This window comes from Celeribacter sp. (assembly GCF_048270365.1).
GTDB lineage: Bacteria > Pseudomonadota > Alphaproteobacteria > Rhodobacterales > Rhodobacteraceae > Celeribacter.
Map to the genome: position 1 here is coordinate 20,348 of NZ_JBLWTA010000016.1, position 25,494 is coordinate 45,841.

General features: G+C 57.3%; 24 protein-coding genes. 9 read left to right on the forward strand and 15 right to left on the reverse strand.

Annotated features, from left to right (window positions below; all coding sequences use genetic code 11):
* Positions 1–10: 10 nt before the first annotated feature.
* Entirely contained in the window at positions 11–1,147 is a 1,137-nt protein-coding gene (locus ACN0X0_RS17840) for a fatty acid desaturase family protein (RefSeq protein WP_417280269.1), read from the reverse strand.
* Between the two features lie 166 nt (positions 1,148–1,313).
* Between ACN0X0_RS17840 and ACN0X0_RS17845 the strand changes: the two genes are divergently transcribed.
* The gene (locus ACN0X0_RS17845) at positions 1,314–2,360 is read left to right on the forward strand and encodes a LacI family DNA-binding transcriptional regulator (RefSeq protein ID WP_417280270.1); all 1,047 of its coding nucleotides are present in this window, start codon (positions 1,314–1,316) and stop codon (positions 2,358–2,360) included.
* Between the two features lie 80 nt (positions 2,361–2,440).
* Here ACN0X0_RS17845 and ACN0X0_RS17850 read toward each other — a convergent pair whose 3' ends face one another.
* The 7 genes from ACN0X0_RS17850 to ACN0X0_RS17880 all read right to left on the reverse strand — a co-directional run bounded on the left by ACN0X0_RS17850 (position 2,441) and on the right by ACN0X0_RS17880 (position 9,330).
* Positions 2,441–3,241, reverse strand: coding sequence for a 3-methyl-2-oxobutanoate hydroxymethyltransferase (locus tag ACN0X0_RS17850; RefSeq protein WP_417280271.1), 801 nt, complete (start codon positions 3,239–3,241; stop codon positions 2,441–2,443).
* A 69-nt stretch (positions 3,242–3,310) separates the two neighbouring features.
* Entirely contained in the window at positions 3,311–4,312 is a 1,002-nt protein-coding gene (locus tag ACN0X0_RS17855; RefSeq protein ID WP_417280272.1) for a sterol desaturase family protein, read from the reverse strand.
* Between the two features lie 20 nt (positions 4,313–4,332).
* Positions 4,333–5,163 (reverse strand): TIM barrel protein, encoded by an 831-nt coding sequence (locus ACN0X0_RS17860; RefSeq protein ID WP_417280273.1) that lies wholly within the window; start codon positions 5,161–5,163, stop codon positions 4,333–4,335.
* A gap of 11 nt (positions 5,164–5,174) precedes the next feature.
* Complete coding sequence (locus tag ACN0X0_RS17865) at positions 5,175–6,371, reverse strand: Gfo/Idh/MocA family protein (RefSeq protein WP_417280274.1); 1,197 nt, start codon at positions 6,369–6,371, stop codon at positions 5,175–5,177.
* A gap of 30 nt (positions 6,372–6,401) precedes the next feature.
* Complete coding sequence (locus ACN0X0_RS17870; protein ID WP_417280275.1) at positions 6,402–7,196, reverse strand: ATP-binding cassette domain-containing protein; 795 nt, start codon at positions 7,194–7,196, stop codon at positions 6,402–6,404.
* A gap of 14 nt (positions 7,197–7,210) precedes the next feature.
* Positions 7,211–8,281: an ABC transporter permease gene (locus ACN0X0_RS17875; protein ID WP_417280276.1), complete on the reverse strand. Its 1,071-nt coding sequence runs from the start codon at positions 8,279–8,281 to the stop codon at positions 7,211–7,213.
* An 80-nt stretch (positions 8,282–8,361) separates the two neighbouring features.
* Positions 8,362–9,330, reverse strand: a complete 969-nt coding sequence (locus ACN0X0_RS17880; RefSeq protein ID WP_417280277.1) for a substrate-binding domain-containing protein — start codon at positions 9,328–9,330, stop codon at positions 8,362–8,364.
* Between the two features lie 506 nt (positions 9,331–9,836).
* Between ACN0X0_RS17880 and ACN0X0_RS17885 the strand changes: the two genes are divergently transcribed.
* The gene (locus tag ACN0X0_RS17885) at positions 9,837–10,604 is read left to right on the forward strand and encodes a sulfite exporter TauE/SafE family protein (RefSeq protein WP_417280278.1); all 768 of its coding nucleotides are present in this window, start codon (positions 9,837–9,839) and stop codon (positions 10,602–10,604) included.
* An 81-nt stretch (positions 10,605–10,685) separates the two neighbouring features.
* Here ACN0X0_RS17885 and ACN0X0_RS17890 read toward each other — a convergent pair whose 3' ends face one another.
* The 6 genes from ACN0X0_RS17890 to ACN0X0_RS17915 form a co-directional block, all read right to left on the reverse strand.
* Positions 10,686–11,645, reverse strand: a complete 960-nt coding sequence (locus ACN0X0_RS17890) for a sugar phosphate isomerase/epimerase family protein (RefSeq protein ID WP_417280279.1) — start codon at positions 11,643–11,645, stop codon at positions 10,686–10,688.
* A 42-nt stretch (positions 11,646–11,687) separates the two neighbouring features.
* Positions 11,688–12,692: a Gfo/Idh/MocA family oxidoreductase gene (locus tag ACN0X0_RS17895; protein ID WP_417280280.1), complete on the reverse strand. Its 1,005-nt coding sequence runs from the start codon at positions 12,690–12,692 to the stop codon at positions 11,688–11,690.
* 10 nt (positions 12,693–12,702) lie between these two features.
* Positions 12,703–13,677, reverse strand: a complete 975-nt coding sequence (locus tag ACN0X0_RS17900) for an ABC transporter permease (RefSeq protein ID WP_417280281.1) — start codon at positions 13,675–13,677, stop codon at positions 12,703–12,705.
* Complete coding sequence (locus tag ACN0X0_RS17905; protein ID WP_417280282.1) at positions 13,677–14,453, reverse strand: ATP-binding cassette domain-containing protein; 777 nt, start codon at positions 14,451–14,453, stop codon at positions 13,677–13,679. The genes ACN0X0_RS17900 and ACN0X0_RS17905 overlap by 1 nt, the downstream gene beginning before the upstream one ends.
* A gap of 11 nt (positions 14,454–14,464) precedes the next feature.
* Entirely contained in the window at positions 14,465–15,421 is a 957-nt protein-coding gene (locus ACN0X0_RS17910) for an ABC transporter permease (RefSeq protein ID WP_417280283.1), read from the reverse strand.
* Between the two features lie 112 nt (positions 15,422–15,533).
* Positions 15,534–16,562, reverse strand: a complete 1,029-nt coding sequence (locus ACN0X0_RS17915) for a sugar ABC transporter substrate-binding protein (RefSeq protein WP_417280284.1) — start codon at positions 16,560–16,562, stop codon at positions 15,534–15,536.
* 213 nt (positions 16,563–16,775) lie between these two features.
* On the opposite strand from ACN0X0_RS17915, the gene ACN0X0_RS17920 reads away from it, so the two are divergent.
* From ACN0X0_RS17920 to ACN0X0_RS17945, 6 genes are all read left to right on the forward strand, one after another.
* Positions 16,776–17,783 carry a LacI family DNA-binding transcriptional regulator gene (locus ACN0X0_RS17920; protein WP_417280285.1) on the forward strand — a complete coding sequence of 336 codons (1,008 nt, stop codon included), beginning with the start codon at positions 16,776–16,778 and terminating at the stop codon, positions 17,781–17,783.
* A 182-nt stretch (positions 17,784–17,965) separates the two neighbouring features.
* The gene (locus tag ACN0X0_RS17925) at positions 17,966–19,087 is read left to right on the forward strand and encodes a phytanoyl-CoA dioxygenase family protein (protein WP_417280286.1); all 1,122 of its coding nucleotides are present in this window, start codon (positions 17,966–17,968) and stop codon (positions 19,085–19,087) included.
* Between the two features lie 61 nt (positions 19,088–19,148).
* Entirely contained in the window at positions 19,149–20,093 is a 945-nt protein-coding gene (locus ACN0X0_RS17930; RefSeq protein WP_417280287.1) for a sugar ABC transporter substrate-binding protein, read from the forward strand.
* A 102-nt stretch (positions 20,094–20,195) separates the two neighbouring features.
* Complete coding sequence (locus tag ACN0X0_RS17935; protein WP_417280288.1) at positions 20,196–21,317, forward strand: ABC transporter permease; 1,122 nt, start codon at positions 20,196–20,198, stop codon at positions 21,315–21,317.
* Positions 21,317–22,096 carry an ATP-binding cassette domain-containing protein gene (locus ACN0X0_RS17940; protein ID WP_417280289.1) on the forward strand — a complete coding sequence of 260 codons (780 nt, stop codon included), beginning with the start codon at positions 21,317–21,319 and terminating at the stop codon, positions 22,094–22,096. The genes ACN0X0_RS17935 and ACN0X0_RS17940 overlap by 1 nt, the downstream gene beginning before the upstream one ends.
* A gap of 23 nt (positions 22,097–22,119) precedes the next feature.
* Positions 22,120–23,196 carry a Gfo/Idh/MocA family protein gene (locus tag ACN0X0_RS17945; RefSeq protein ID WP_417280290.1) on the forward strand — a complete coding sequence of 359 codons (1,077 nt, stop codon included), beginning with the start codon at positions 22,120–22,122 and terminating at the stop codon, positions 23,194–23,196.
* A gap of 44 nt (positions 23,197–23,240) precedes the next feature.
* Here the strand turns inward: ACN0X0_RS17945 and ACN0X0_RS17950 are convergent, their stop codons facing one another.
* Positions 23,241–24,245 (reverse strand): LacI family DNA-binding transcriptional regulator, encoded by a 1,005-nt coding sequence (locus ACN0X0_RS17950; RefSeq protein ID WP_417280291.1) that lies wholly within the window; start codon positions 24,243–24,245, stop codon positions 23,241–23,243.
* A 276-nt stretch (positions 24,246–24,521) separates the two neighbouring features.
* On the opposite strand from ACN0X0_RS17950, the gene ACN0X0_RS17955 reads away from it, so the two are divergent.
* On the forward strand, positions 24,522–25,490 hold the full coding sequence (locus ACN0X0_RS17955; protein WP_417280292.1) for a sugar ABC transporter substrate-binding protein: 969 nt from the start codon (positions 24,522–24,524) through the stop codon (positions 25,488–25,490).
* Positions 25,491–25,494: the final 4 nt, after the last annotated feature.

Below are 25,494 nucleotides of genomic sequence, written 5' to 3' on the forward strand. Positions count from 1 at the left end.
ACTGCGCCGGTTATTCGGCGGCCACGGGGCCAGAGGGCATGTTGGGATATCCTCCGATGCCGGGTGTCGGCTGGCCGGGTTCCAGATCGCCGTGAAATTCCGGGCGATAGGGTTTGGCCGTGGGCGGGAGCTGTCGTTTAACGAACCAATCCGGGTTCGAGAATTGTTTGATCAGCGCAGGAATGATCTCGCGATAGGCTGCAAAGATCGAGGGCAGCGCTGGCGGCAGGTCATGTTTCATCCGTTCGTGCAGGGCCGGCAAGGCATGATAGGGCACCATCGGGAACATATGATGTTCGACGTGCAGGTTCATGTTCCAGTAGATGAATCTGCTGATCGGATTCATGTAGACGGTGCGCGAATTCAGACGATGGTCGAGCACGTTTTCGGCAAGACCCAGGTGCTGCATATAGCCGGTCATCACCATGTGCCAGCTGCCCATGAAAATCGGCAGGCCGACGAGCATGAAGGGCAGGATCGAGCCCATAGAAATCGCAAGAGCCAACACGCCGAGGTAGATCACGATCCAGATGCGGGCAATCGTAAAGGCCTTGTGCCGTTCCTGTTCGGGGATAAAGGATTTCATCTGGTCGGACATCCGGCCCGCAGCGAGGGAAAAGACCTGGCCGGCATTGTGGATGAACTCAAAAATCCCGAAGAAATTGAGCATCAGGCGGGCGACGACGGCGGGACGCATGGCGATGATTTCAGGGTCATGTCCGACGATGATCGTATCCGTATGGTGGCGGGTGTGCGACCAGCGCCAGGCCACCGGATTGCGCAGCATGCAGAAACAGGCGATGTGATAGAGCGCATCATTCATCCAGCGCGTTTTGAACGCGGTGCCATGCCCGCATTCATGCCAGCGCGAATCCATCGCGGACGCATAAAAGACGCTGTAGATGAGCCAGAAAGGGGCCGACCACCAGCTTGGCCAGAGGTAGATGGCCATGCCCGCCGAGGCGATCATCACTGCGAACAGGATGATCGTGTCGCGGATGGCGGGGCCGTCCTTGCGCTTCATCAGCGCTTTCATGTCCTTGCGCGAAATATCCGTGTGATACCATTGCGCGGACACCAGTCCAATTTCTTCTGCCAGCTTGGCATCGCGCCCCAAGAGCGCGTAGTCGCGATTGCTTCGTGACATCTCAGTCCTCCCGATCCGAGCCCGGCGTCTTTCCGGGTGTCTGTTGTCTTGAGGCTAGAGACAGGGGCTTTGCGAGCGCAATAAAAAGTGCATATTTTCGCAAAAAATATTTCAAAAAACATCATCAGCAATATATATTGCTGATGTGTTTTGAGGTGATGAACTAATGAAAAGACCAAAAATCAAAGATTTAGCAGAAGTTAGCGGAGTTTCCGTTGCGACCGTTGATCGTGTTTTAAACGGACGTCAATCGGTGCGGGCCGCAACCGCGATGAGAGTGTATGAGGCCGCTGAACGGATCGGCTATCACGCCACGCCCCTGCTTCAGAAACGGATCGGCGGCGATGTCCCCAAACTGCATTTCGGATTGCTTTTGCCGAATATCGAACCGGAGTTTTACACCCATTTCAAACAGGAGGCCGAGCGTGCTGCGTCGCAGTTCAACGGCGCGAATGTGCGTTTGACGGTGAATTTCATTGCGGCCGCAGACCCGGACGATGTGTCGCGCGCTTTGGCGGAGATGGGCGAAAAAGTGGACGCGATCGGCATGATTGCCGTCGATCATGCCGATGTCACGCATGAGATCGAAGTTTTGCGGGACAAGGGCATTCCAGCATATGCAATCTTGTCCGAGGTGGGGCAGGGCGTGCGGGAGGCCTTTGTCGGGACGAACAATCTCAAGGTGGGCCGTACGGCGGCGTCCATGCTCGCCCGCGCTTTGCCGGTCCGTCCGGAAGGGGCTCCGAAATACGAGCTGGCCCTTTTCGTGGGCGGGCATCGCTGGCACGGCCACGAATTGCGTGAGACAGGGTTTCGGACATGGTTGCGCCAGAACCGTTCCGATATTTCCGTGCTTGAAACAATGGTCAATCTCGATATTGCCGATTTTACGTTTGAGGCCACCCTGTCCGTTATGGCGCGGCACCCCAGGCTCGCGGGTATCTACTGTGCCGGTGGTGGACGTGAGGGCGTGATCCGTGCCGTTCGAGAGGAAAAGAAGGCTGGGCAGGTCGATATCGTCGCAAATGAATTTGCCGAGCTGACGCGTCATGCGATGACTGAGGGGCTTGTCTCCATGGTCATTGACACCCCTGCTTTCGACATCATGAACGAATGCTATCGTCTGGCATTGCAGGTCGCGAGTGAGGGCTTGGGGAGTTCCATGGGGCAACATTTCATCCGTATGCAATTGGTCACGAGCGAAAGCTATTGAGCCTATCGCGGATACGATAAACCCGCCCCGACAGGATCGGGGCGGGCTGGGAGGGACGCGGGAAAAGGATCAGGGAACGGTCAAGATTCGGACGGAAGTTCGGACAGGAAGGCCTCGAATTCCGCATCCTCAATCGGGACCGTGTGGGTTTCAGCCGGATAGGCACCGCTCTCCACATCCGCGCGGAATTCACCGAAGGCGGCGATCCGTTCCTTTTGCAGACGGGCGTATTCGGCGGCGAAATCACGATAGGTCTTGGCATGGCGCGGCTTGTGTCCACGGGTGCAGCCAAGCACGTCTTCGGCAAAGAGATACTGCGCATCTGCGCCCGAGCCCGCGCCCATGCCGAGCATGATCAGCGGTGTGCGTTTGGTGATCTCGGCGGCAACGCGGTCGGGCACAACTTCGAGCTCGGCCCCGAAAGCACCTGCCTCTTCGAGTGCCTTCGTCTGCTCCCAGACGAGCAGGGCGCTTGATTTGTCCTTGCCCACGGCGCGAAACCCGCCGGTCCAGGTGCAGCGCGACGGGATGAGGCCGACATGGCCGACCACGGGGATGCCCTCATCGGCCATGGCCCGCACAGTGCCAAGACTTGCCGCGCAATAGCAGGAATCCCCGCCGTCCTTCACCGCGCGGTGCGCGGCGCGCAGATAATCTTCGGTGGTCACCAGCTCGCCATAGAGCAGGCCAACCTGCACAAAACAACTCCCCGCCGCTTCGCGCATTTCGGGGGTCCAGAGCGGGTCGATGATCGACAGCATGTCGATCCCGGCTTCGGCGGCTGCGGCGGCCTCGTCGGGGGTTTCTACATAGAGCATCGACAATTGACGCTGGCCTTTGAGCGCACGGATGTCGGCGACGGTGGGGCGGGGATTAGGCATGGGTGTCCTCTTTCAAGATAGGATGTGCGGAGAGTCCGCGCGGGCGATCACATTCCCGCGCGAAACGGATTACTGTTTGTTCAGGCGTGCGTGGCGGCGTTCGTCCATCTTGCGGTCGCCTGCCTTGGTGCCATCGTGAAAGGTCCCGAAGACCTTGTCGAGCGGCACGGTGCCGTCGCCGTAGTTCACCTCGAAAAACTTGTGGTGCAGGTAGTGGGTATAGGCATGGGTATCCATGGCTTTGTCTTCGCCAGTCACCACCTTGTCGAACCCGATATGGCCGACGATGGAACCCAGTCCCGCATGTTGCAGCGTGTAGAGAAAGTGCAGCGGATGCGAGGGGATCACCACATGGATCAGCGTCACCGAGAAATACAGGAGATGCTCTACCGGATGCATGGACAGGCTCGACCACGGCCCCGGATTGACGTTGTTGTGATGGACCTTGTGGATCCAATGGTAGAGCGGCCCCCAGTGGATCAGGCGGTGGATCACGTAGAAATGCAACTCGCGCCACAGCGGGATGAGGAAGAAGAAGCCGACGAACCAGGCGGGGCTTTGCGCGAATTCGAGGATCGGCAACCGGCCCGAGGCAAAGGCCCAGAGGAACAGGACCTCATAGGCGGACCAGATCGGAATGCCGAAACAGAAGGTCCAGAACATGTTCTCGCGCGTCTGGGAGCCGAGGATAAAGCTGCTCTGACCTTTGGGTTCGGGGAATTTTGGGTTGTATTTGAACGTATTGCCCTGACGTTTGCGGATATAGAGTCGCAGGTGGAAAAGACCGAACAGGACCAGCACCATCGCCATGTTGCGCAACAGGATATAGGTGATCCAACCCGGCGTGAGCGTGGCCATCACCTCCATTGAGGGGGTGAGAAAGAACCATGTCACCGCACTTGCGACAAAAAGCGCGACGTTCCAAGGAAAGAGATAACCATCAGGGCCGAAAAGCCATTTGAGCACGCGCAAGGGGCGCGGCGGCATGGCGTAGATCGGAGCGATCTCCAGCGCTTCGTTCGGGGTGTAATTGCCCCGCTTGTCGCGGGTGCCGTAAAGACTGTCATTCATCTCAGGGTCCTCCTTGCGCGTCAGGCTGTTCCGACCGTGGCGCGGATATAGTCGAAGCTGGCCGCAAGCCGTGCGGAAAGGGCCGGGTCCGACTGAATTTCGGGATCAAAGGGTTCCATGGAGATCGGGCCGCGATAACCAGCAGCGACGATTTTGTTGAGTTGTGCGACATTGCCTGCGCGATCCCCCGCAAAGACCAGACCGCGGTCGGGCTCATCGAGTTCCGCAGGACTTAGATCGGGGCGGGCGATGCCGGAGATATGCACCATGCCGAAATGTTCGGGAAACATGCGGGTGTCACCACAGCGGTAGAATTGAAAGGTGTCGTGGCAGAGGCGAAAAGCGTCCCAGCCGTCGATATCCTCAATGGCCTCCACGGCCTCGCTCTGGATTTTCATTGTTGAACCATGCATTCCGAGAGGTTCGACCAGGCCCATGACGCCACTGCCCGCAAAGACGGGGCGGAGCGCCGAGAGGCTGTCGCGCAGACGTGTCGCGCGTTCGGTGTCGCCCCATCCGATGTCGGGATCAATCAACGGACAGAGCACAACCCCCACCGCGCCGAAGGCCCGTGCGAGCGAGGCAAGCTCGCGCGCCTCAGCCAGACGGGCAGGGGTCATGTCGTTGAACCGCTGGAGCGCATTGACCGAACTCACGCGGGTTTGCGCCCGATCGAGAAGATCACGCAACTCGTCGTGCGGCATGTCCGACAACTCCCCGCCCATATCGTTGCGAAGCTCGATCGCATCGACCCCGACGCCGTGCGCGAGCCGGAGAAACTCCGGCAAGCTCATCTGCGGCGCACAGGTGCGGTTGAGTGAGAATGTGAAATTGAATGCCGTGTCGGTCATGTCCGGTCTCCTCAGAAGGGCGTGCGCAATTCGGTCCACACGCCGCCGGCCTCGTGGCTGTCGGCGCAGGCGTGGATAAAGGCGATGCCACGGGCGCCATCCTCAGCCCCTGTCAGTTCGAGCGGCACTTCGGGGAGAGGTGTCCCTTCGCGGCGGTGTGCGACGGCGAGGCCGATCTCCGCATAGAGATTGCTCCAGGCGTCGGTCAGCGCCTCGGGATGGCCGCGCGGCATGTGCGAGAGTACTTCTGCCTCCGCCACCATGCCCGCCCCCGCGCCACGGGTGAGGGTTTGGGTCGGCTGATCGAGCGGGGTGTAATGCAGTTGTTCGGGGAATTCCTGATCCCACTCGATGCCGCCCTTGTCGCCGTAAATCCGAAAGCGCAGCCCACAGAAATTGCCGGGCGCGGCCTGCGTGACCCACAAGAGGCCTGGCGCGCCGTTGTCCATCTTGAGGTTCACAAAAACCGTGTCCTCAAGAGGTTTGTCCGCTCCGCAGACATGGAAATCCGCGCGCAGCTCGGCAATGTCATGACCGGAGACATATTTGAGAATGTGATAGGCATGCGTGCCGATATCGCCGGTGGCTGCGGCGCGACCGACCTTGGCCTTGTCGGCGCGCCATTGCGCACCTTTGAAATTCGGATCGGCCGCTCCCGTTGCCCATTCCTGGACATATTCCACATGAACCTGACGCACGGTGCCGATGTCGCCGTGCTTGATCATGTGTTTCGCCTGACGGACCATTGCATGATAGGTGTAGGGGTAGGTCATGGCCAGAACCAGACCCGTTTCGCGCTGCATCTCGACGAGATGGCGGGCATCCTCGAGCGTGTTGACCATGGGCTTGTCGAGGATCACGTCCATTCCCGCCAACAGAAACGTCTCAGCGATATCGTGGTGGGTCCAGTTGGGGGTGCAGATCACCACCGCATCAATCCCGTCTTCGCGCGCGGCCTCCGCCTCGGCCATTTCTGCGTAAGAAAGATAGGCACGGTCTGGGGCGATGCCCCAGTCACGAGCGGAGGCGCGGGCATTGTCCGGGTCGGAGGACAGCGCCCCCGCCACGATGTCCCAATGGTTTGACAAACGCGCGCCCGCGGCATGCCAGGTACCGACGAGGCCGCCGCGCCCGCCCCCGACGAATCCGAGACGGAGTTTACGGTCGAGAGCGGGGCTGCGCAAATTGCCTGTGGATGAAAAACCCATTGATTTTCCTTTGTTAGTTTTGTGGTCCGCTCAGGTGCGGATGACGTGGTAGGTGATTTCCTCGATCGAGGTGTCTTCCTTCTTGGCCTCGAAGACCTTGGCGCCATGGCTCATCACCACGAAACGGTCACAGACCTGATAGGCGTGGTAGATGTTATGCGTCACCAGCACCGAGGAGGTGCCCATCTCGCGCAGCTCGCCGACATAGGACAAGAGGTGCTCTGTCTCGCGCACGGACAGCGCCGAGGTCGGTTCATCGAGCAACAGGATGTTGCGTTTGAAATGAACCGCACGGGCGATGGCGACGGCCTGTTTTTGACCGCCGGAGAGATAGCCAACTTCCTTGTCCGGATCGTCGATGCCCGAAATCTGGACCGAGGAGCCGAGGATCTCGATCGCTTTTTGCTCCATCGCTTTGTGGTTCATGAAGCCGAGCGCATTTGTGATCTCGCGACCCAGAAAAATATTGCGGGTGATCGACATCGGGTCGACGAGAGCGATGTCCTGATAGATGGTCTCGACACCTGCGGCCTCACTGTCGGCACGGCTGCGAAACTGAACCGGTTTGCCGTTGGCGTAGATTTGGCCCGAGGTGGGCGGGTTGATCCCTGACATCATTTTCACGAGCGTGGACTTGCCGGCGCCGTTGTCGCCGAGAAGGGCCACGACCTCGTTCGCGTTGACATGAAAGTTCATGTCGTTGAGGGCGGTAAAGCTCCCGTAGCGCTTTACGATATCCTTGAGTTGCAGAAGAGGGGTGCCCTCCGGGTCCAGTCCGACGACCGCCGGTTCGGAGGGGGCAATGGTTTCAACTTGAGTTGTCATATCCGTGTCTCCTTTTAGCCGCGACGGCGAATGGCCATGTTCATGATTACGGCGATGACGATCAGGGCGCCGACAAACATTTCAAAGTAGAAGCCAGGCGCGCGCAGAAGCAGCAGCACATCCTGAATGGTGAACATCAGGGCCGTACCCAGCACGATGCCGAGGATCGAGCCACGGCCGCCCATGAGAGCATGTCCGCCGATGACACAGGCTGCGATGGCTTCGAGTTCGAGACCCTGACCGCCACCAGGCTGGATCGAGGAAACGCGGACACCTGCGATGATGCCGGAGAATGCAGCAAGGAACCCTGTGATGCCAAAGGCGATGAGCTTGGTCTTGACCGGATTCACACCGATTGCGATAGCCGCCTTGTCGTTCCCGCCGACGGCATAGAAATGGTTGCCCAGACGGTGATGATGCAACACCAGACCCGCGATGATGGCCACGATCACGAGCCAGATGATGGAGGCGTGGACGATGCCCACGGAGCCGCCGAACAGCGTAGCGAAGGGCTCAGAAGGGCGAAAGCGCAGCGACGTTGCGCCATGATAGAGCAGGGTCGCGCCTTTCCACATGAGCATGGCGCCGAGCGTGGTGATAAAGGACGGGATGTTGAAACGCAGGGTAATCGCGCCGTTGAGCACGCCTGCTGCGGTGCCGACCGCGAGGCCGACGAACATCGCGAAAAACGGAGCGAGGATGCCTCCCTCGCCGATATCACCGCCCCATTGTGCGGTCAGAGTGGCGGCGACAATCGCGCAAAACGAATAGAGTGAGCCGACTGAAAGATCGAATTCGCCAGCGATCATCAGTATGCCGACACCGATTGCCATGATCCCGAGAGGGGCAATGGCCTTGAGCATAACGGAGAGGTTCGCCTGGCTCAGATAGCGGAAGTCCGGGTTGATCAGTGCGGCTGTGATGGCGACAATCTGAACGGTGATGAACAAGACCGCGATTCCCCCTTCGGGGCGTGATGTGATCCAGTCGAATATTTTCACACTGCGTGGCCGTTCATTACGTTTCTTGATGGCTGCGACGATATGGTCTGAGGAAATGGCGGTGTCTGTGTGCGTTGCAGACATAGTCTCTGCCTCCCGAGCAAAGGGCTGGGTAGAGGCGGATACGTTTCCGTGCCCGCCCGATGAATGGAGTGTGTTTTGGGTTAGCGGGTTTTACCGGACCACTCGACGGCGGCCTCGTAGTTGCTCTGATCCACGAGACCTGCACCGCCAGTGTTCATTTCGGACGGGTAGAGACCGTATTTCACCGCCAGTGCAGCCTGGGTCACTGCGTAGTAACCTTGGCTGTAGGGCTGTTGATCCACTGCGGCGGTCATGTCCCCGTCTGCAATATTCTGGAGAATGGAATCGGAGATGTCGAAGCCCGCCACGGGGATGTCGAGACCGGTGTCACGGGTGGCCTGAACCGCCTGAGAGGTTGGTGTCTGGCCGAGGCCGATCACCGCCTTAGTATCCGGGTGGCCGAGCAGGTACTGGGTCATCAGGTTGAGGGCCGTGCCATGGTCATTGGTCACACCGAGCAGCTCGGATGTCGCCCCGACCTCATCGAGGGCTTTTTGGACGCCTTGGTGACGCAGCACCGCATAGGTGCCTTCGGGCGCCTCGACGGGAGTAAAGACCAGATCGCCTTCGGAGAGACCGTGTTCCTCAATCATCCGTTTGCCGAGCGCATAGCCCGCATCGACGAAGTTCTGGCCCATGAAAGCGAGGCGGCAAGTGCCATCGGCGCCCTTGCTGTCGTCGATGTTCATGGTCACCACCACGATGCCTTTAGAGGCCGCGTCACAAAGCGTTTCGTCATAGGCCTCGTCATCGGCGAGGCCGAGTGCGATGGCGTCCACGCCGTTGGCGATGGCGGTTTCAAGAATGTTTGATGTGACGACCGGGTCTTCTTCGCCGAATTGGATGTCAACGTTTATGCCCTGATCCTCGGCGGCATCTTGAACCCCGGCATTCACCACCTCGAAGAAGGGGTTGGAGGATTGCGACCAGTGCAAGACGAGAATATCGATATCACTCCAGTTCTTGCTACTGTCTTGAGCCCAGGCCGGCAGACCGGCTGAGATCAGAGCAGCTGTTGTCGTGCTGATAAGTAGCGATTTGAGTTTCAAAGTTATTCCTCCCGTTGACGTTTAGATACAACGTATCCGTCACCCGACTACGTCGGGCGTGACTAACGCCTTTGATTTTTGAGTGAGCGGTCTCCTCCCCGCCGAGTGCATTGGCACTCTGACAACAGGCTGCACGTGATATTGCCTTTAGTCAAATGATTGCAATGTTTGTTGACGTAATTTCATCAGAAACTCTCATGATGAATAAAATAAATCTCAAAATACATCATAAAGCATCTAAAAACATCAAATTTGTCAGTATCTTTCGCAATGAAAGAAGGGGAGTGTCATTTCTTGCCCGAATTGCACCTATTTCATGAGGCAAATAGTTGCACGATTTTCTTCTTTGCAACTATTATTGCTATTCGGACGTTCACCAGATAGGGTCCATCACGGTCAAAAGACCCATCGGGCGGCGGATCCTTTTCCTGAACTAAGCGACGCTTGTGTCCGGGGCGATTATAAACCGCTTCCGAGCACCTATATTTTTCGACGTAAGAGGCACTATGTTAGACGCATTGTTTCATTCGCCCTTCGAACTCATGATCTCTGTCCTTGCGGTGTTTTTGGTGGGTCTGGCAAAGGGTGGTTTGGGGGCACTGTCCCTCTTGGGCGTTCCGCTCATGGCGCTGTTCATGCCGCCTGTGACGGCCGCTGCGATTCTCCTGCCGGTTCTCATCGTCATGGATGGGGTCAGTCTGATGTCATGGCGCGGCTGGTTTGATCGCGTGACCCTCAAACTGGTGCTTCCCGGGGCCGTTCTCGGGATTGGTATCGGATGGGCAACGGCTGAGATCGTGTCGGATGCTGCCGTCCGGTTGATCGTGGGTCTTGTTGCGGGTGCTTTTGTGTGTCGCGCGATGTTTGCGCGCTTGTGGGGGAAAAGGATTGTGGTCGGTCATCGTCCCTGGCTCGGTCGTATTCTCGGAACCGTAGCCGGGTATACGAGTTTTGTGGCCCATGCAGGTGGGCCACCTCTTCAGCTTTATCTGATGCCAATGCGCATAGACCCGAAACTCTATACGGGAACGACGGTTCTGTTTTTTGCGGTGACGAATGTCATGAAGCTCATCCCCTATTTCGCATTGGGCCAATTGGGACTGGCAAACCTAACATTGTCTGCGGCCTTGGTCCCGGTCGCGGTTGTTGCCACCTGGATCGGCGCGCGGATCGTGCGACGGATGCGCCCGGAGATCTTTTATCCGTTTACATATGCGTCGATCGCCTTGGTTGCGGTCAAACTCTGTTGGGACGGTCTCGTCGGCCTCATGTGAAAATGGCCGCCACCGGGATATGGCGGCGACCGCAGAGCCAAGGCCACGGCGATAACGGCTTTCTTTGTCGGATTGGGGGCGTCAAATGGCCTGTGGGGCGTAATCGCTTGCGGCGACGGGCATCACGCCGTTCAGCAGGGAAATGGATTTCTCCAGCCCTTCCAGACTTCCGAGCATGACATCTTCATGTTCAATGGACAGCCAGCCATCGTACCCCGCCATTTTCAGGCGGTAACAGAACTGCCGCCACCATTCCTCGCCATGGCCAAAGCCCAGGGTGATATAGGACCAGCTCCGGGCCGAAATATCCATCAAGGACCCGTTTTCCAAAAGCGAGGTGGTGGCCTGAACCGGGGTGTTCAACATCGTATCCTTGGCATGGACATGGAAAATGGCGTCTCCCAAAGCCTCGGCTGCCATCAGGGGATCCGCGCCCATCCAGAACAAATGCGAGGGGTCGAGATTGGCCCCAATCACCGACCCGACGGCGGCCCGCAGTTTCAGCAGCGAGGGAACATTGTAGACGCATTGGCTGCCATGCAGTTCCAGCGCGATCTGTTCGACGCCACACTCCGTTGCGAGTTGGGCACTTTCTTCCCAGAAGGGGATCAACCGCTCTTCCCATTGATACCGCAAAATCTCTTGCGTTTCTGGCGGCCAGGACGCGACGACCCAGTTCGGCATTTTGTCGCCTTTCATCCCCTCGGGGAGGCCGGACATGGTGCACACCTTTTTGATGCCCATTTCCCCGGCAATTCGGATCGTGTCCTTGAGACAGGACCCTTGTTCGGGTTGTGTGGGGTGAAGCGGATTGCCGTTGGCATTGAGTGCGATGATCTCCAGGCCCCGATCCGCAAAGGCTTTTTCAAACGTTTTACGCGCCTCCGCAGAGGATTTCATTTTGCATAGATCGAAATGCGGCGCGGTGGACCAGCCACCTGTGTTGATCTCAACGCCGGAGACGCCAAGACGCACGGCTTGATCAAGCATGGTCTCAAATGTTTCTCCGCCGAGACTGTCGGATACAAATCCTAGTTTCATGTGGTTTTTCCTTTTCCCAGACCTCTGTCGGGTGTGTTTCTCTCAGCGATACAGCGCGGGTTTTGGCATGAATTCGATGTTGACAGGGCGTCCCTCTCTCAGGGCCTTTGCCCCGGCAAGACCGGCCATGGTCGCGCAATATCCATCCCAGACATCCGATGCGATGTTCGAAAACTCTCCTGTCGCGACGAAATGCACGAAGTCGGCGTTCTGACGGCGATAGGCCTCTTGAAACCGTTTGCGCCAATCGGCGGCATAAGCGGTGTAGCCTTTCAGCGCGAGATTGTAGGCGGCGCCCGGTCCGGCATTCAGAGAAACGCTGCCCGTTTCGCCGACCAGTTCGCCGCGCACGTCATAGCCATAGGCCGCATTATTGTTAATCTCGATATTCACGATCTGGCCCTGATCCGTTTCGAGGACAATCATCACCGGCGCAACCATGTCGTCGGAACGCTTCGGTTGGAACACGGAAACGCTTTTGTAATCGCTGCCGAGAACATAGCGGGCCACATCGAATTCGTGCGAAGCCGAGTTCGTGATCGCCATTTCCCCGGTGAACCATGCGCCAGGGCTGGTCACGTTGCGGTGGAAATTGTGCATCATCATCGCTGGTCCCAAAAGGCCATCATCCAGCGCGGATTTCATCTCGACATAGGATGGATCGTAGCGGCGCATAAAGCCGATTTGCACCATTTTTCGACCCAAGGCGACTTCGGCCTCGATGACGGAACGACATTCCTCCACAGAATGTGCCAATGGCTTTTCGCAGAGCACCTTTTTGCCCACTCGCAAAGCCGAAAGTGTCAGGGGCGCGTGGGTTTCATCGGTGCTGGCGATCACAACCGCCTCCACATCCGTATCGGCGATCAGGGCCTCCGGGTCCGTTTGCACAGTCGCAATGTCCAATCGGCTTGCAACCTGTTCGGCCCGCTCGGCAGTGGCGTCACAGATCATCGTGACCTCGACCCCGGGGACCTCTTCGACAAAGATGCGGGCATGATCCGCCCCCATGATGCCGGCCCCGATAATTCCGATCTTAACTGTCATGTCTGTTTCCTTAGCGTTTGAGCGCCCATTGGCGCAAAGAGCGGTCCCCATAGGCCGCGACCACAACGATGACCCCGAGCAGGAGCATGAACCATTGCGGGCGCACCCCCATGACGACGAGATAGGATTGGATAGATGAGAGCACGAATGTGCCCATGATGGTCCCGATCAAAGAGATTCGCCCACCCGCGAGCAAACAGCCCCCCAAGACACAGGAGGCAATGGCCTGTAGCTCCATGAGACGGCCCATGGACCCATCGGCAAAGCCAAGTTTGCCTGCCTCAAGTGTCCCGGCGAGACCCGCAAGGGCACCGCAGAGGATAAAGGCGGTAAGTTTGACCCGGTCCACCCGCACACCACGCGAATGCGCCGAGGATGTAGAGCCGCCGACCGCCAAAAGGTGGTTACCATAGGGTGTGGCCTTGAGCACGAAGGTCAGGATCGCGATCCCTGCGATCAGCCAGATGAGTGCCGTGTTATAGCCGAAAATCTCGCCACCGCCGAGGATGGAGTAGCTTGCCCCATCGCGGGACGCATAGGGCACGGAAAAGGAAAACCCGTCGGTTAAAGCGATCGCCAGACCGCGGAAGATCATCAGGCTGCCAAGCGTTATGATCAGGGAGGGTGTGCCGGTTCGGGTGATCAGCACACCGTTGAACGTCCCGATCAAGGCACCGACAAAGACCCCGGCCATGGCTGCGATTGCCGGGTCGACGCGCACCGCGAGCCAAAGATAGACAAGCGCCCCCATGCCAAAGGTCGATCCGACGGAAATGTCGATTTCGCCAGTTCCGATCACCAAGGCGACACCAAGGCTCATCAACCCGAGTGTGGCCGTAACCTGAAGGATCGTGCCGATGTTATAGGCATTGGCCCATTTGCCACCCGAGGTGGACGCGAAGAGAAACACGAGGAGGGCCGCAATCAGAAAGATGCCGACTTCCGTATGTTTGCGAACGAGGGTTTTCGTGGAAGACAGCGCCATTACGCCAGCTCCCGTTTCTCAACGAGACGCCCGCCCTGACGGATCACCTCTTCGAGGGCTTCGGCAGACATCTGGTCGGTGTTGGCGTCTTCGATTTTCTCGCCGTTTTCCATGATCACAACGCGATCCGCGAGTTTGTGGACCTGGAAAATATCGTGGGTGATGTAGATGACTAAAAGCCCCTGTTCCTTGAGCGCGAGGGCCAGTTCGTTGACGTGTTCGCGTTCGCGCACGGAGAGGTGGTTGGTCGGTTCGTCCATGATCACCACGCGGTTCTTGAACTCGACCGCGCGGCCGATCTTAACGGATTGACGTTCGCCGCCGGAGAGGCGTTCGACTTCATCATCGGCGGAAACATTGTCACGCAACCCGAATTCGCGGATCACCTTTGTGGACATGTCTTTCATCTGTTTGAAATCGAGGATCGGAATGCCGAAAATGCGTTTCACCGGCTCTCGGCCCAGATAGAAATTGCGAGAAATCGAGAGGTTGTCGCAAAGGCCCACGGATTGCTGGATCGTTTCGATGCCTTGGTCGATGGCCAGTTTCGGGTGGAATTTCTGGACACGATTGCCGTCGAAATATACTTCCCCCGCGCTTGGCGTATGAATGCCGCAGAGCACGCGGATCAGCGTGGTTTTGCCCGCGCCGTTGTCGCCCACAAGTCCGACAAGCTCGCCGGCATGAAAATCAACGGAAACGTCTTTGAGCGCATGAAATGCACCGAAATAGAGGTCGAGGTTTTTGACCTGAATGAGAGGATGAGTGTTCGTCATGAGAATGCCTGTCACACGTTATGGCCGACCCGGCGGGCCAGATATTGATTGAAGATCACAGCAACGATGAGGACGATGCCGACGAAGGTGATGAACCAGGACGAGGGCGCGCCGAGCGCGATCAACTCGTAACGGAAACTCACGACGATAAAGGCCCCCATCACCGCGCCGATGAGCGAGCCTCGCCCACCTGACAGGAGGCTGCCTCCGATCACGGCGGCTGCGATGGCTTCGAGCTCAAGAAGGTCGCCCAGTGTCACATGCGATTGTGGATTGTCAGCCAGTGTCACGATCCCGGCAAATCCGGCCAAAAGCGCGCTGAGGACAAAAGTTGCGATTTTGACGCGGTCCGTACGGATCCCACGGGATTCCGCGCTGTCCACGCTACCGCCGGTCGCCAGAAGCCGGTTCCCGAACCGGGTGGCCCAGAGCAGGATATTGAGCGCGATCCCGATGCCGATAAGCCAGAACACTACAGCTTCGATGCCGAAAAGCTCTCCGCCGAACATCCGCGTTACCGGATGAATGCGGGCGTCCTCCGCAAAGGCATGAACTGATCCGCCGGTCCAGACATATATAAGGCCGCGAAAGGCAAACAGGCCGCCGAGCGTGACGATCATGGAGGGCAGTCGGCCTTTCACGATGGCGATGCCCTGAAGCAGGCCACAGGTCGCGGCGATGAGCAAAGCGGCGATGGAGGATCCGGGGACGCCGAGCGCTGGCTCCAAGGTAATAAAGCCCACGCCCGTGAGGCCGTAGACCGATCCGACGGAGAGGTCGATTTCCTTGGACATGATCACGAGGGCCTGCCCCATGGCGATCAAACCGAGAATGGCGGTGAATTGGACGACATTTGACAGGGTGCGTGTGGACCACCACCCGTTAAAGTCAATCAATGAGAACGCAGCCAGCATCACGGCGATACCAATAACGGCCCCGAAAGACTGGCTTTTGGTGAGAAAATTCATGTTTTGGCCCTCAGTTTGAGAAACGCGGGGGGAGGGGCGCGCGCGACAGGCTGACCCGAATGAAAACAAAGCAGGCGAGGAGATCCACGCCTGCTTTGCCGGGAGAGCCCTGTTACCAGGTATTCTGGGTGTCGTATTCTTTGTCGCCGAAGACCGAGCGCACCAGAGAAGCCCATTTGTCGGCATTCTCTGCGTTGATGATGACGGGTCCGGTCAGGATGTCCGACTGCGGCTCGTAGCCCAGCGTTTTGTTCCAGTAGAGCCATTCCATCGGCGCATAGCCCTGCAACCAGAAACCTTGCGAGTTGGCGGCAAGAACGTGTCCGGCGCGCACGCCTTCGATGGATACCGGGCCTTCGTCTACGGTCAGGATCGTGACGCCTTCCCCATCGACATCGGGAGAAAGCTCCATGTCGTTGGCAACGCCCCAAGCCCAAGGCGAGGACCAGCCGGCGACGGTGAAGATGTAATTGGTATCTTCATTGGCCGAGAGATAGGACTGTAATGTATTGCGGGCGGTGGCCGGTTCCGCGCCAATGAACAGTTCTTCAAATTCGGCCCCGGCGGCTTCCATCGCCTCTTTCATCCCGGCGCAGCGGGCCTTAAGACCTTGATGCGCTGCGTCATGCGAGGCGCAGACAACGCGTTTGGGCATCGGAATGTCTCCGGCCTCGGCCTGAGCAACCGCGTATTCTCCAAGACGTTTGCCGGTCAGGAATTCATCGCCACCGACATAGGTCAGATAGGGGATGCGCTCCTCTCTGGGGCGATCATCGGCAATGTTGAAGGCCACAACGGGAATGCCCGACGCGATGGCTTTTCTGAGCGGACCTTCGAATGCGTCAGAAGAGACGATCGGTACAGCAATGCCGTCCGGACGGGTTGCAATCGCCTGTTCCAGTAGCCGGACGTGCTCCTGTACCGAATATTGATTGGTCGAGATATATTCGGTGGTTACGTTCGGGTATTTTTCCTCGAAGGCGGCAAGCGACTCGGTCAGCCAGCCCATGTTCGCGTCATTTGAGCCGATGTGCGAAACCATGACGAACCGGAATGTCTCCTCGTCCTGCGCATAGGACGCTCCGGCGAACGTTGTTCCTGCAAGCAGACTGCCCAACAGCAGCTTTTTGGCAAATTGCATATTTCAAACTCCTCCACTGTTTGTGCAATGAATATTGCGGTAGTAAAATATTGCAGTAAACATTCTTCGTAGTGATATGGTGATGTTTTTCACATCATTTTTTTTCTGCGACGCAGCAATTTTTTTCTATAAAAACGCGCCTATTCACCATGTGGCTTTCTGTGCTTATGTTGATGGATAAACCATCATAAATTAAGAATATGAAGGAACGACATGCGCAACGCCTCATGGAAGGGACCTTCCGTCAAAGAAGTCTCCGCGCTTTCTGGCTGCGGCTTGGCGACCGTGGACAGGGTTCTCAACAACCGCCCCGGCGTGAGTGACAAGACCCGCACTAAGGTATTAGCTGCATTCAAAAAGCTTCAATACGCGCATGGCACCCAGACGGAAAACCTACGCATACATTTGTTTTGCGAATCTGGTGCTTCGTTCAATGCGGCCATGTCGGAGGCCTGTTGCGAGGCGAATCGTAGGGTTGCAGGTGTGAGCATCAGTGAAGATTACGTCTCTACCAATCTGCTCGACCCCCATGCATTCGCGTGTGATATTGAAGAGCGCGGCTTGGAATGTGATGGCGTGATTGTCGTGGCTCGCGAACATCCGGCAATCAATCGTGCGATCCGTCGGTTGGAAGTGGAGGGTGTGCCTGTTGTCTGCCTAACAACCGATCTGCCCAGTTCTCGACGCAGCGCATATGTGGGAAACGATCAATATGCTGCGGGCAGTACGGCCGCCTTTCTCATCGGCCGCGGATTGTCGCGACAGAGTCATAAAATACTGCTGGTCATGAGCGAAGCCTTTCGATGCCAGCAAGAAAGAGAAATGGGATTTCGGCGGGTGTTGCGCAGTGATTTCCCACATTTGGGCATTGAGGATCGCATGGTGTCCGATGATCGCCCAGAGCATACGCGGGATCAGTTGACCGCCTATTTCGAAAGCAATGGTGTGCCCGCAGCCGTCTACAACGTGGCTGGCGCCAATCGCGGTGTCGCTCAGGCGCTAGAGGCCTTTGGCGTTGCTGTGGATACCGTTTTTGTCGGTCATGAATTGACGCCGCAGTCACGCGGTCTTTTGGAAACCGGGGTTATGGATTTTGTTCTGTCACATGATTTTGCCGCCGAACTCAGCGCGGCGGCAACCTTCATCGGAAATCATGTCCGTGGCGTCAGATCAACACCCCCCAACACACGGATTCTGATTTTTTCACGCTTTAACATTTGAATGCTGATTGTGTCCTCATGTGACATAAATCGCTTACTGCTTTGAGGGCTGTGTCTTATTATTAATATAAATCGTATGCTTACAATGTTTTTTCAAATATGTGGGAGCATTTGTTGACAAAAAATTAAATCTGCAATTAATCTTGCCACCGAGGGTTTGCGACACCTGGGGAGGAAATTGCAATGCTTGACAACATCGATGATATTCGCCTGTCCGCTTTTGAGGCGCTTATCGCGACATCGACCGAGGCGGGCGATTGTCCAAATGCGATTGCCATCGACAATAACATTCCGATCTATGAGGCCTCCGCGATCACCGCCGAGACCCAGACAGGCATCTCGCAGGAGTGGGCTAACGTTCTGTCCGAAGGTGCGGGTGTGTTCGTTGTCAAACGGGCCTTTCAGGATGACGATGCAATCGACGCAGCAACGGAGGTGTTTCAAAAGATCATCGCCGAAGAACGTGCTGAGGGCGGGGAAGGGGGCGATCACTTCGCCGCAGCAGGGGCGAATGATCGGATCTGGAACAGCTTGCAGAAACTGTGTCTGAATGCCCCCGATGTCTATGCTCGCTATATGGCAAACCCCGTGATTGATCTGGCCTGTAGGGCTTGGCTTGGGCCCGGCTATCAGATGGCCACACAGCTTAATCAGGTGCGCCCCGGCGGCAAGGCGCAGGCTCCGCATCGCGATTATCATCTGGGCTTCATGACGCCTGAGCAAATGGTGCAATATCCCGCTCACATTCATCGCATGGGGCCAACGCTCATCTTGCAAGGCGGCGTCGCTCATAGCGATATGCCGGTCGAAAGTGGCACGACGAAATTCCTGCCTCATTCGCAAAAATACTTGCCCGGATATATCGCCGCGACACGCGAGGCATTCCGAGACAGCTTCGAGGCACATTACGTGCAACTGCCGCTCGAAAAAGGTGACGCGGTGTTCTTTAGCCCGGCTTTGTTTCATGCGGCAGGCGAAAACCGAACCACGGACGTCACCCGTACCGTCAACCTGATCCAGACCGCCTCCGCTTTTGCGCGTCATATGGAAAGCATTGATCGCACGGCGATGTGTGAGGCCGTCTACCCCTATCTCGCGGGCCTGTCGGAGGCTGAAAGACGCGCCGTTATCTCCGCGACGGCGGACGGCTACCCGTTTCCCACCAATCTCGATACGGATCCGCCCCTTGGAGGGCTTGCCCCCGAAACGCAGCAGGATCTCATGAACCGTGCCGTGACGGAAGGGTGGGAGGAAGATCAGCTCAAGCTGGCGCTTCAGGCACAACACCTCAAACGCCGGGCGTGAGCCCAACGGCGCGCAGCCCCGCCGCGCCAAAGAGATGCGGGTGCATTTGGGAGGAGAACATATGAAAAAACTACTGAAATCCGCGGCTATGGCGATTGTATTGACCGCAGGTGCGTTCACAGGCGCTGCGCAGGCCGAAGGCGAACAATTCGTCTGGATCAGCCACGGGCCGGACAGTGACAGCTGGTTCAACGTGATCAAGAACGCGATCAAGGTAACCGATGAACAATTGGGCACCAACACCGAATACCGCAACCCGCCGACGGGCGATTTGGCCGATATGGCGCGGATCGTACAGCAGGCGGTCGCAGCCGGTGTGGATGGGATCGTGTTGACGATTGCGGATTACGATGTGCTGGAAGGGCCGGTGAAAGATGCCGTCGCCTCGGGCATCCCGGTCGTGACCGCCAATTCCGGGACGATCGAAGAAAGCAAATCCCTTGGCGCGATGCTGCATGTCGGCCAGCCGGAATATGAGGCCGGTTTCGGTGCTGGCGAACGTGCCAAGGCCGAGGGTGTCACCTCGTTTCTCTGTGTGAATCACTATATCACCAACCCGCAATCTGTGGAGCGGTGCCGTGGTTTTGCCGATGCAATTGGTGTCGATCTTGGCGATCAGATGATCGACAGCGGCATGGACCCGTCGGAAATTGCCAATAAGGTGAAAGCCTATCTGACCGCGAACCCGGACACCGGGGCGATCCTGACACTTGGCCCGAACTCCGCAGCACCTTCGATCCGGGCCGTCAAGGATCTGGGGCTTGATGGTGCCATCCTGTTCGGCACGTTCGACCTGTCGCCGGAGATTTCCGAGGGTATCAAGGACGGCACCGTGGATTTCGCCATCGACCAGCAGCCGTTCCTGCAAGGGTCGATCCCGGTTCAGGCTCTGGCCTCTTATGTTCGCTACGGCGTGGCCCCTGCAAACTCGATTTTCACAGGTCCCGGTTTCGTAACCAAGGAGAATATCGAAATGGTCGAGGCTCTGGCCGGGCAATATCGCTAAGCCAGTCAGGTCAGGCGAGCCCCGGCTGGCCTGACCCCAAGCGATGCGTGGGCCTTGGAGCCCACAATCGCTTTTGCATCTATACAGGGAGGAGAAAAACTCATGGCAGACGCCACCGCAAATGCGCCAAAGGACGAGCGCATCAAGGATATATCATCTTTACGAAAGGCGCTCATCCGGCCGGAACTGGGCGGCATCTGTGGCACGATCCTTGTCTTTGTCTTATTCGCCTCAATCGCAGGTGACAGTGGCATGTTCGGGACGCAGGGGATCATGAACTGGACCGTGGTGTCCGCGCAATTCATGGTCATTGCTGTGGGGGCCTGTTTGTTGATGATCGCGGGGGAGTTCGATCTGTCCATCGGCTCAATGATTGGGTTTTCCGGCATGTTGATGGCGGTGATGTCTGTTCATATGGGGTTCCCGATGTGGAGCGCGATCCTTTTGACCTTCGCGATCTGTATCGCCATCGGGGCGCTGAACGGTTGGCTGGTGATGCGCACCGGTTTGCCATCCTTTATCGTCACTTTGGCCTCGCTCTATATCCTGCGCGGCTTGACCATCTGGGGGTCGATTTTCTTTACCCGGCAGACGATCATCAGCGGCGTAGGTGAGAAAGCTGAGGGCGATTGGTTGGCGCCGATTTTTGGCGGCACGATTTTCAAGGGCCTCTTTTATTGGATGGCGGATCAAGGATGGGTCGAGACGTTCACGCGTGGCAATCGCGCCGGGCAGCCTGTGGTCGAAGGCGTGCCGATGATCGTGGTCTGGGCGATTGGGTTGGTGATTTTCGGACATTGGCTTTTGACCCGCACCAAGCACGGCAACTGGATTTTCGCGTCAGGCGGCGACAAGCAGGCCGCCAATTACGTCGGCGTGCCTGTCACACGCACCAAAATTTACATGTTCATGTTCGCGGCCTTTTGCGCCTGTGTTTTTGCCACCTGTCAGGTCATGGAATTCGGGTCTGCCTCGGCCGACCGCGGTCTTTTGAAGGAATTCGAGGCGATCATCTGTGTGGTCATTGGCGGTGCGCTTTTGACCGGGGGCTATGGGTCCGTGGTGGGCGCGGCGCTTGGGGCGATCATCTTTGGTGTGGTGCAGCAGGGCCTGTTTTTCGCCAATGCTGAAAGCTCGCTCTTTCGCGTGTTCCTTGGTGTGATCCTGCTGGTCGCAGTCGTCATGAACACCTACATCCGCCGCATCATTACGGGAGAACGCTAATGTCCGCCCCAATCGTTGAAATGAAAAATATCAAGAAACACTTCGGCCATGTGATTGCGCTCAATGGTGTATCCTTTGATATCCGCGCAGGGGAGTGCCACTGTCTTTTGGGGGATAACGGTGCCGGGAAATCGACATTCATCAAAACCATGTCGGGGGTTCACAAACCGAGCGAAGGCGAGATGTTTGTTCAGGGTAAGCCGGTCAAGTTCGACACTCCGCGCGATGCGATGGAGGCGGGGATTGCGACGGTTTATCAAGATCTTGCCATGATCCCCCTGATGTCAGTGAGCCGTAATTTCTGGATGGGGCGGGAACGCGAAAAAGGCTTTTGGCCGTTTCGTACCCTCGACACGAAAGAGGCGGACCGCGTCACCATGGCAGAAATGGAGAAAATGGGCATTCATTTGCGCGGGCCCGATCAGGCGGTCGGAACGCTTTCAGGCGGTGAGCGCCAGACAGTTGCCATCGCGCGCGCGGTGTATTTTGGAGCTAAGGTGCTGATCTTGGATGAGCCCACATCCGCACTTGGTGTGCGGCAGACGGCCAATGTACTCAACACCATCGCCCAAGTGCGCAAACAGGGGATCGGTGTGGTCTTTATCACTCACAACGTGCGCCATGCCATGGCGGTGGGTGATCGTTTTACCGTGCTCAACCGGGGTCAGACGCTTGGCACCGCGGCACGCGGTGAGGTGGATGCGCCGGGACTTCAGGATATGATGGCCGGTGGTGCGGAGCTGATCGAACTTGAATCCTCTCTTGGCGGAACGGTGTAAGCTGAAGAATGGAACAAAATACCATGAAGAAAATCAGATATGCCGTGGTTGGCGCCGGTTGGATCTCGCAAGAGGCTTTTATGCCGGCGATCAAAGCGACGGGAAATTCGGAAATGTCGGTGATCGTCAGCGGGTCTGAGGAAGCTGCACGGAAACTCGCGACGTTTCACAATGTGCCGCATGTTGTGTCCTATGACGGCTATGACGAAATGTTGTCGAACGACATGTGCGACGCGGTTTATATCGCCTTGCCCAATTCGCTCCATGCCGAATACGCGATCCATGCGGCCAAGGCGGGCAAACATGTCCTTGTCGAGAAGCCGCTGGCCATCACCGAAGAGGAATGCCGAGCCATGATGGCTGCGGCAGAGGAGGCGGGTGTTTATCTGATGACCGCCTATCGGCTTCATAACGAACCTGGCACGCTTGATGTAATCGCGCGGATCAAGGCGGGCGAAATTGGCGACCCGCGCATTTTCTCTTCGACCTTTTCGCTGAATGCTGAGCCGGGCAATCATCGTCTCAAGGCGACCCATTGGGGTGGCGCGTTGCAAGATGTCGGGGTTTATTGTCTGAATGCCATGCGTCATGTGTTTGCGGCTGAACCCGAAGAGGTTCTGGCCATGGCCTCTGATGGTGGCGGCGATCCGCGTTTCGCGGAAGTGCCCGAAACCGTTGCGGCGACGTTGAAGTTTCCGGGAGGCAAGATTGGCCAGTTCATCGCCAGTTTCGGTGCGGATGACATGGATTGCTATTCCGTTTCTGGGACCAAGGGCAGCCTGCTACTGAATCCCGGGTTCCGGTTTGATCTTACGATGGAGTTGGAAATCCGCAAACAACTTGAGCGCAGCCGCGTAACCTATGCTCATCCGGATCATTTCTCAGGGCAGATCGGCTATCTTTCAGAGTGCATCCTGACGGGCACGCCTCTCCGTCTGGATGGCGCGGACGGATTGGCGGATGTTGTCATCATGCGTGCGATTGAGCGCTCAATCGAGACAAGGGCTCCGGTAAAAATCTCCGGGCTTGGTCCGATTGCACAGCCGGAACCGGATATGGAGCGCAACTTCCCGCAAACAGATCATCGGCTTTTGCTCTGACAGATGGGCGGAACCGCTGTTCCGTCCGTTTTCTCAGGGCAGATTTACGTGCTTGTACGGATCACGATCTCACCCTGCAAGGCCGTTGTGTCGGGCGGTGTCCGCCCGACCAGCATCTCCACCAAACGGTCTACCATTTCCTCATAGGGCTGCCGATAGGTTGTCAGTGAAAATGCGTCCATGCCCGCCAGAGAAATATCGTCGAAACCGGCAACGGCGATGTCTTCGGGCACCCTGAGCCCCAGTTCATATCGAAGCGTATCAATCGCACCGATGGCGAGAATATCATTCTCACACAACATGACATCACATCTCTGGTCCGTCGGCGTGGTCGCGAGATAGCTTCGTATCGCTTGTTTTGACGCTTGTGGATCATAGGCGCCGGCATTGATCTCAGGCAGCGTCGAAATCCCGTGGGCACTCCAGAATTTGCGATATTGCTGGCGTCGCCCTACAGCGGTTTGCGAGCGTTCCGGGCCGGCCACATAGACGGGATTGCGGTAGCCACGGGCATAAATATGTGCAGAGAGGGCGCCCACCGCGTGCACAGGGTCCGTGTAAACACTGGGAAGCGGGGAACTGACGGATTCACGGGCCAGGACATAAATTGGCTGATCGCTCGCATTCAAAATCTGATCGCTGATCGTCGCCGGGTCATAAGCTGCGCCAAAGAAAACGATAGAGTCCACGCGGCGCTGCTGTGCGTTCAACAGGGCGGCTTCTCGGGAAAAGTCCTTGTTGATATTGATCAGAAAGCCCATCAGCCCCTCTTGTTGCAGCCGTGCGGTCAGCTGCCTAAGGGTAGGGAGCTTGTAAGGGTTTTCAAAGTCATCCACCAAAATCGCCACTTGTTCCGTGCGATTTGTGGCCAAACTGCGGGCCAGAAGATTCGGTTGATAGTTCAGGCTACGCGCCACGGACAGTACACGTTCCTTGGTTTCCTGGGCGATCCGCGCATCCGGTTTGAATGCCCGAATCACGGTCCATTTCGACACACCGGCTTGCCGCGCTACATCCGCTGCGGTGACTCCATTCCCCTCAGGCTTCATGAATATTCCTTTCGTACGCATGCCGTCGCGGCCCTTAAAGGTTTTGACCGCGTTTAAAGTCTTTTACAAACACTCTTGCGCCTTGCCGTTTCAAATCTCACGCTCATGTCCTTCGCTTATGTTGACACATATTCCGCCATTGTGCTACCGGTTGCACACACTGTTGCAACCGGTAGCATTGGGAGAGACGGACCGTTGCGGAAGAGCAGCACAAGTGGGGCGCGATGTGCCTGTGCGCCCGAAATCCAATCATCAGGCACAGCTTGGGAGGAACTCATGAATCTTATTCGTCGCAGCATTTTGGCTGGCGCAGCTGCATCTGCGCTCACCATTTCAGCGCCGGCTTTCGCACAGGATAAGCCTGTTATCGCCGTTCTGCCGAAAACTGTCATCAACGACGTGTTTATGAACAATGTCGCGGAATTTGCCAAAGCCAAGGGCGAGGAGCTTGGTGTCGAAATCGAGGTGCATTCCGTTTCCGGTCACGGCGCAATCGAGGAACAGGTCTCGACAATGGAAGCGCTGATTTCGCGCGACGTCGACGGCATCGCTTTGGCGGCACTGGATGGTAAGGGCCTTGCGCCCGCCGTGAAACGCGCCGCCGCAGCGGGCATTCCGGTGGTCTTAATAGATGGAGGCGTAGAAACGGATGAGGCAAATTACGTAACGCTTGTGGGCACTGACAACGTGCGCGCGGCGGGCCTTGCGGCCGATTATGCAGCGTCTTTGTTGAGCTATGAGGGTAAGGTTGCCCAGCTCGAAGGCGAGCCTGGTTCCGAGGCCGCAGCGCATCGTCGTCAGGGCTTCCACGAGGGTATGGAAAAATACGAGAACATCGAAATCGTTTCGTCGGTGACCGGACATTGGACCACGCCGGGCGCTGTCGAAGCGACCGAGGCTATTCTGTCGGCAAACCCGGATCTGAATCTGATCTTTGCCTCCTCGGATCTAATGGCTGTCGGTGCCGCAGAGGTTCTGCGCCGCAGTGAGCGCCAGGATATTATTGTGGTGGGGTTCGATGGCATCCCTGAGGGCACGGATCTCATCCTAGCTGACCGAGCGGCTGGTGATGTGTCGCAAAGTGCGAAAGGGATGGGTGAGGCTTCCGTTGAAATCCTGACCGCGATAGCCAGGGGTGAAAAGACGGCGGCTGATTTTCCCAAGAAAATTGATAGCGGCATGCAGTTGATTCACAAATGGAATGTCGAGGCCTATCGCCGCGACATCCTCGGCATCACTGACTGATCCG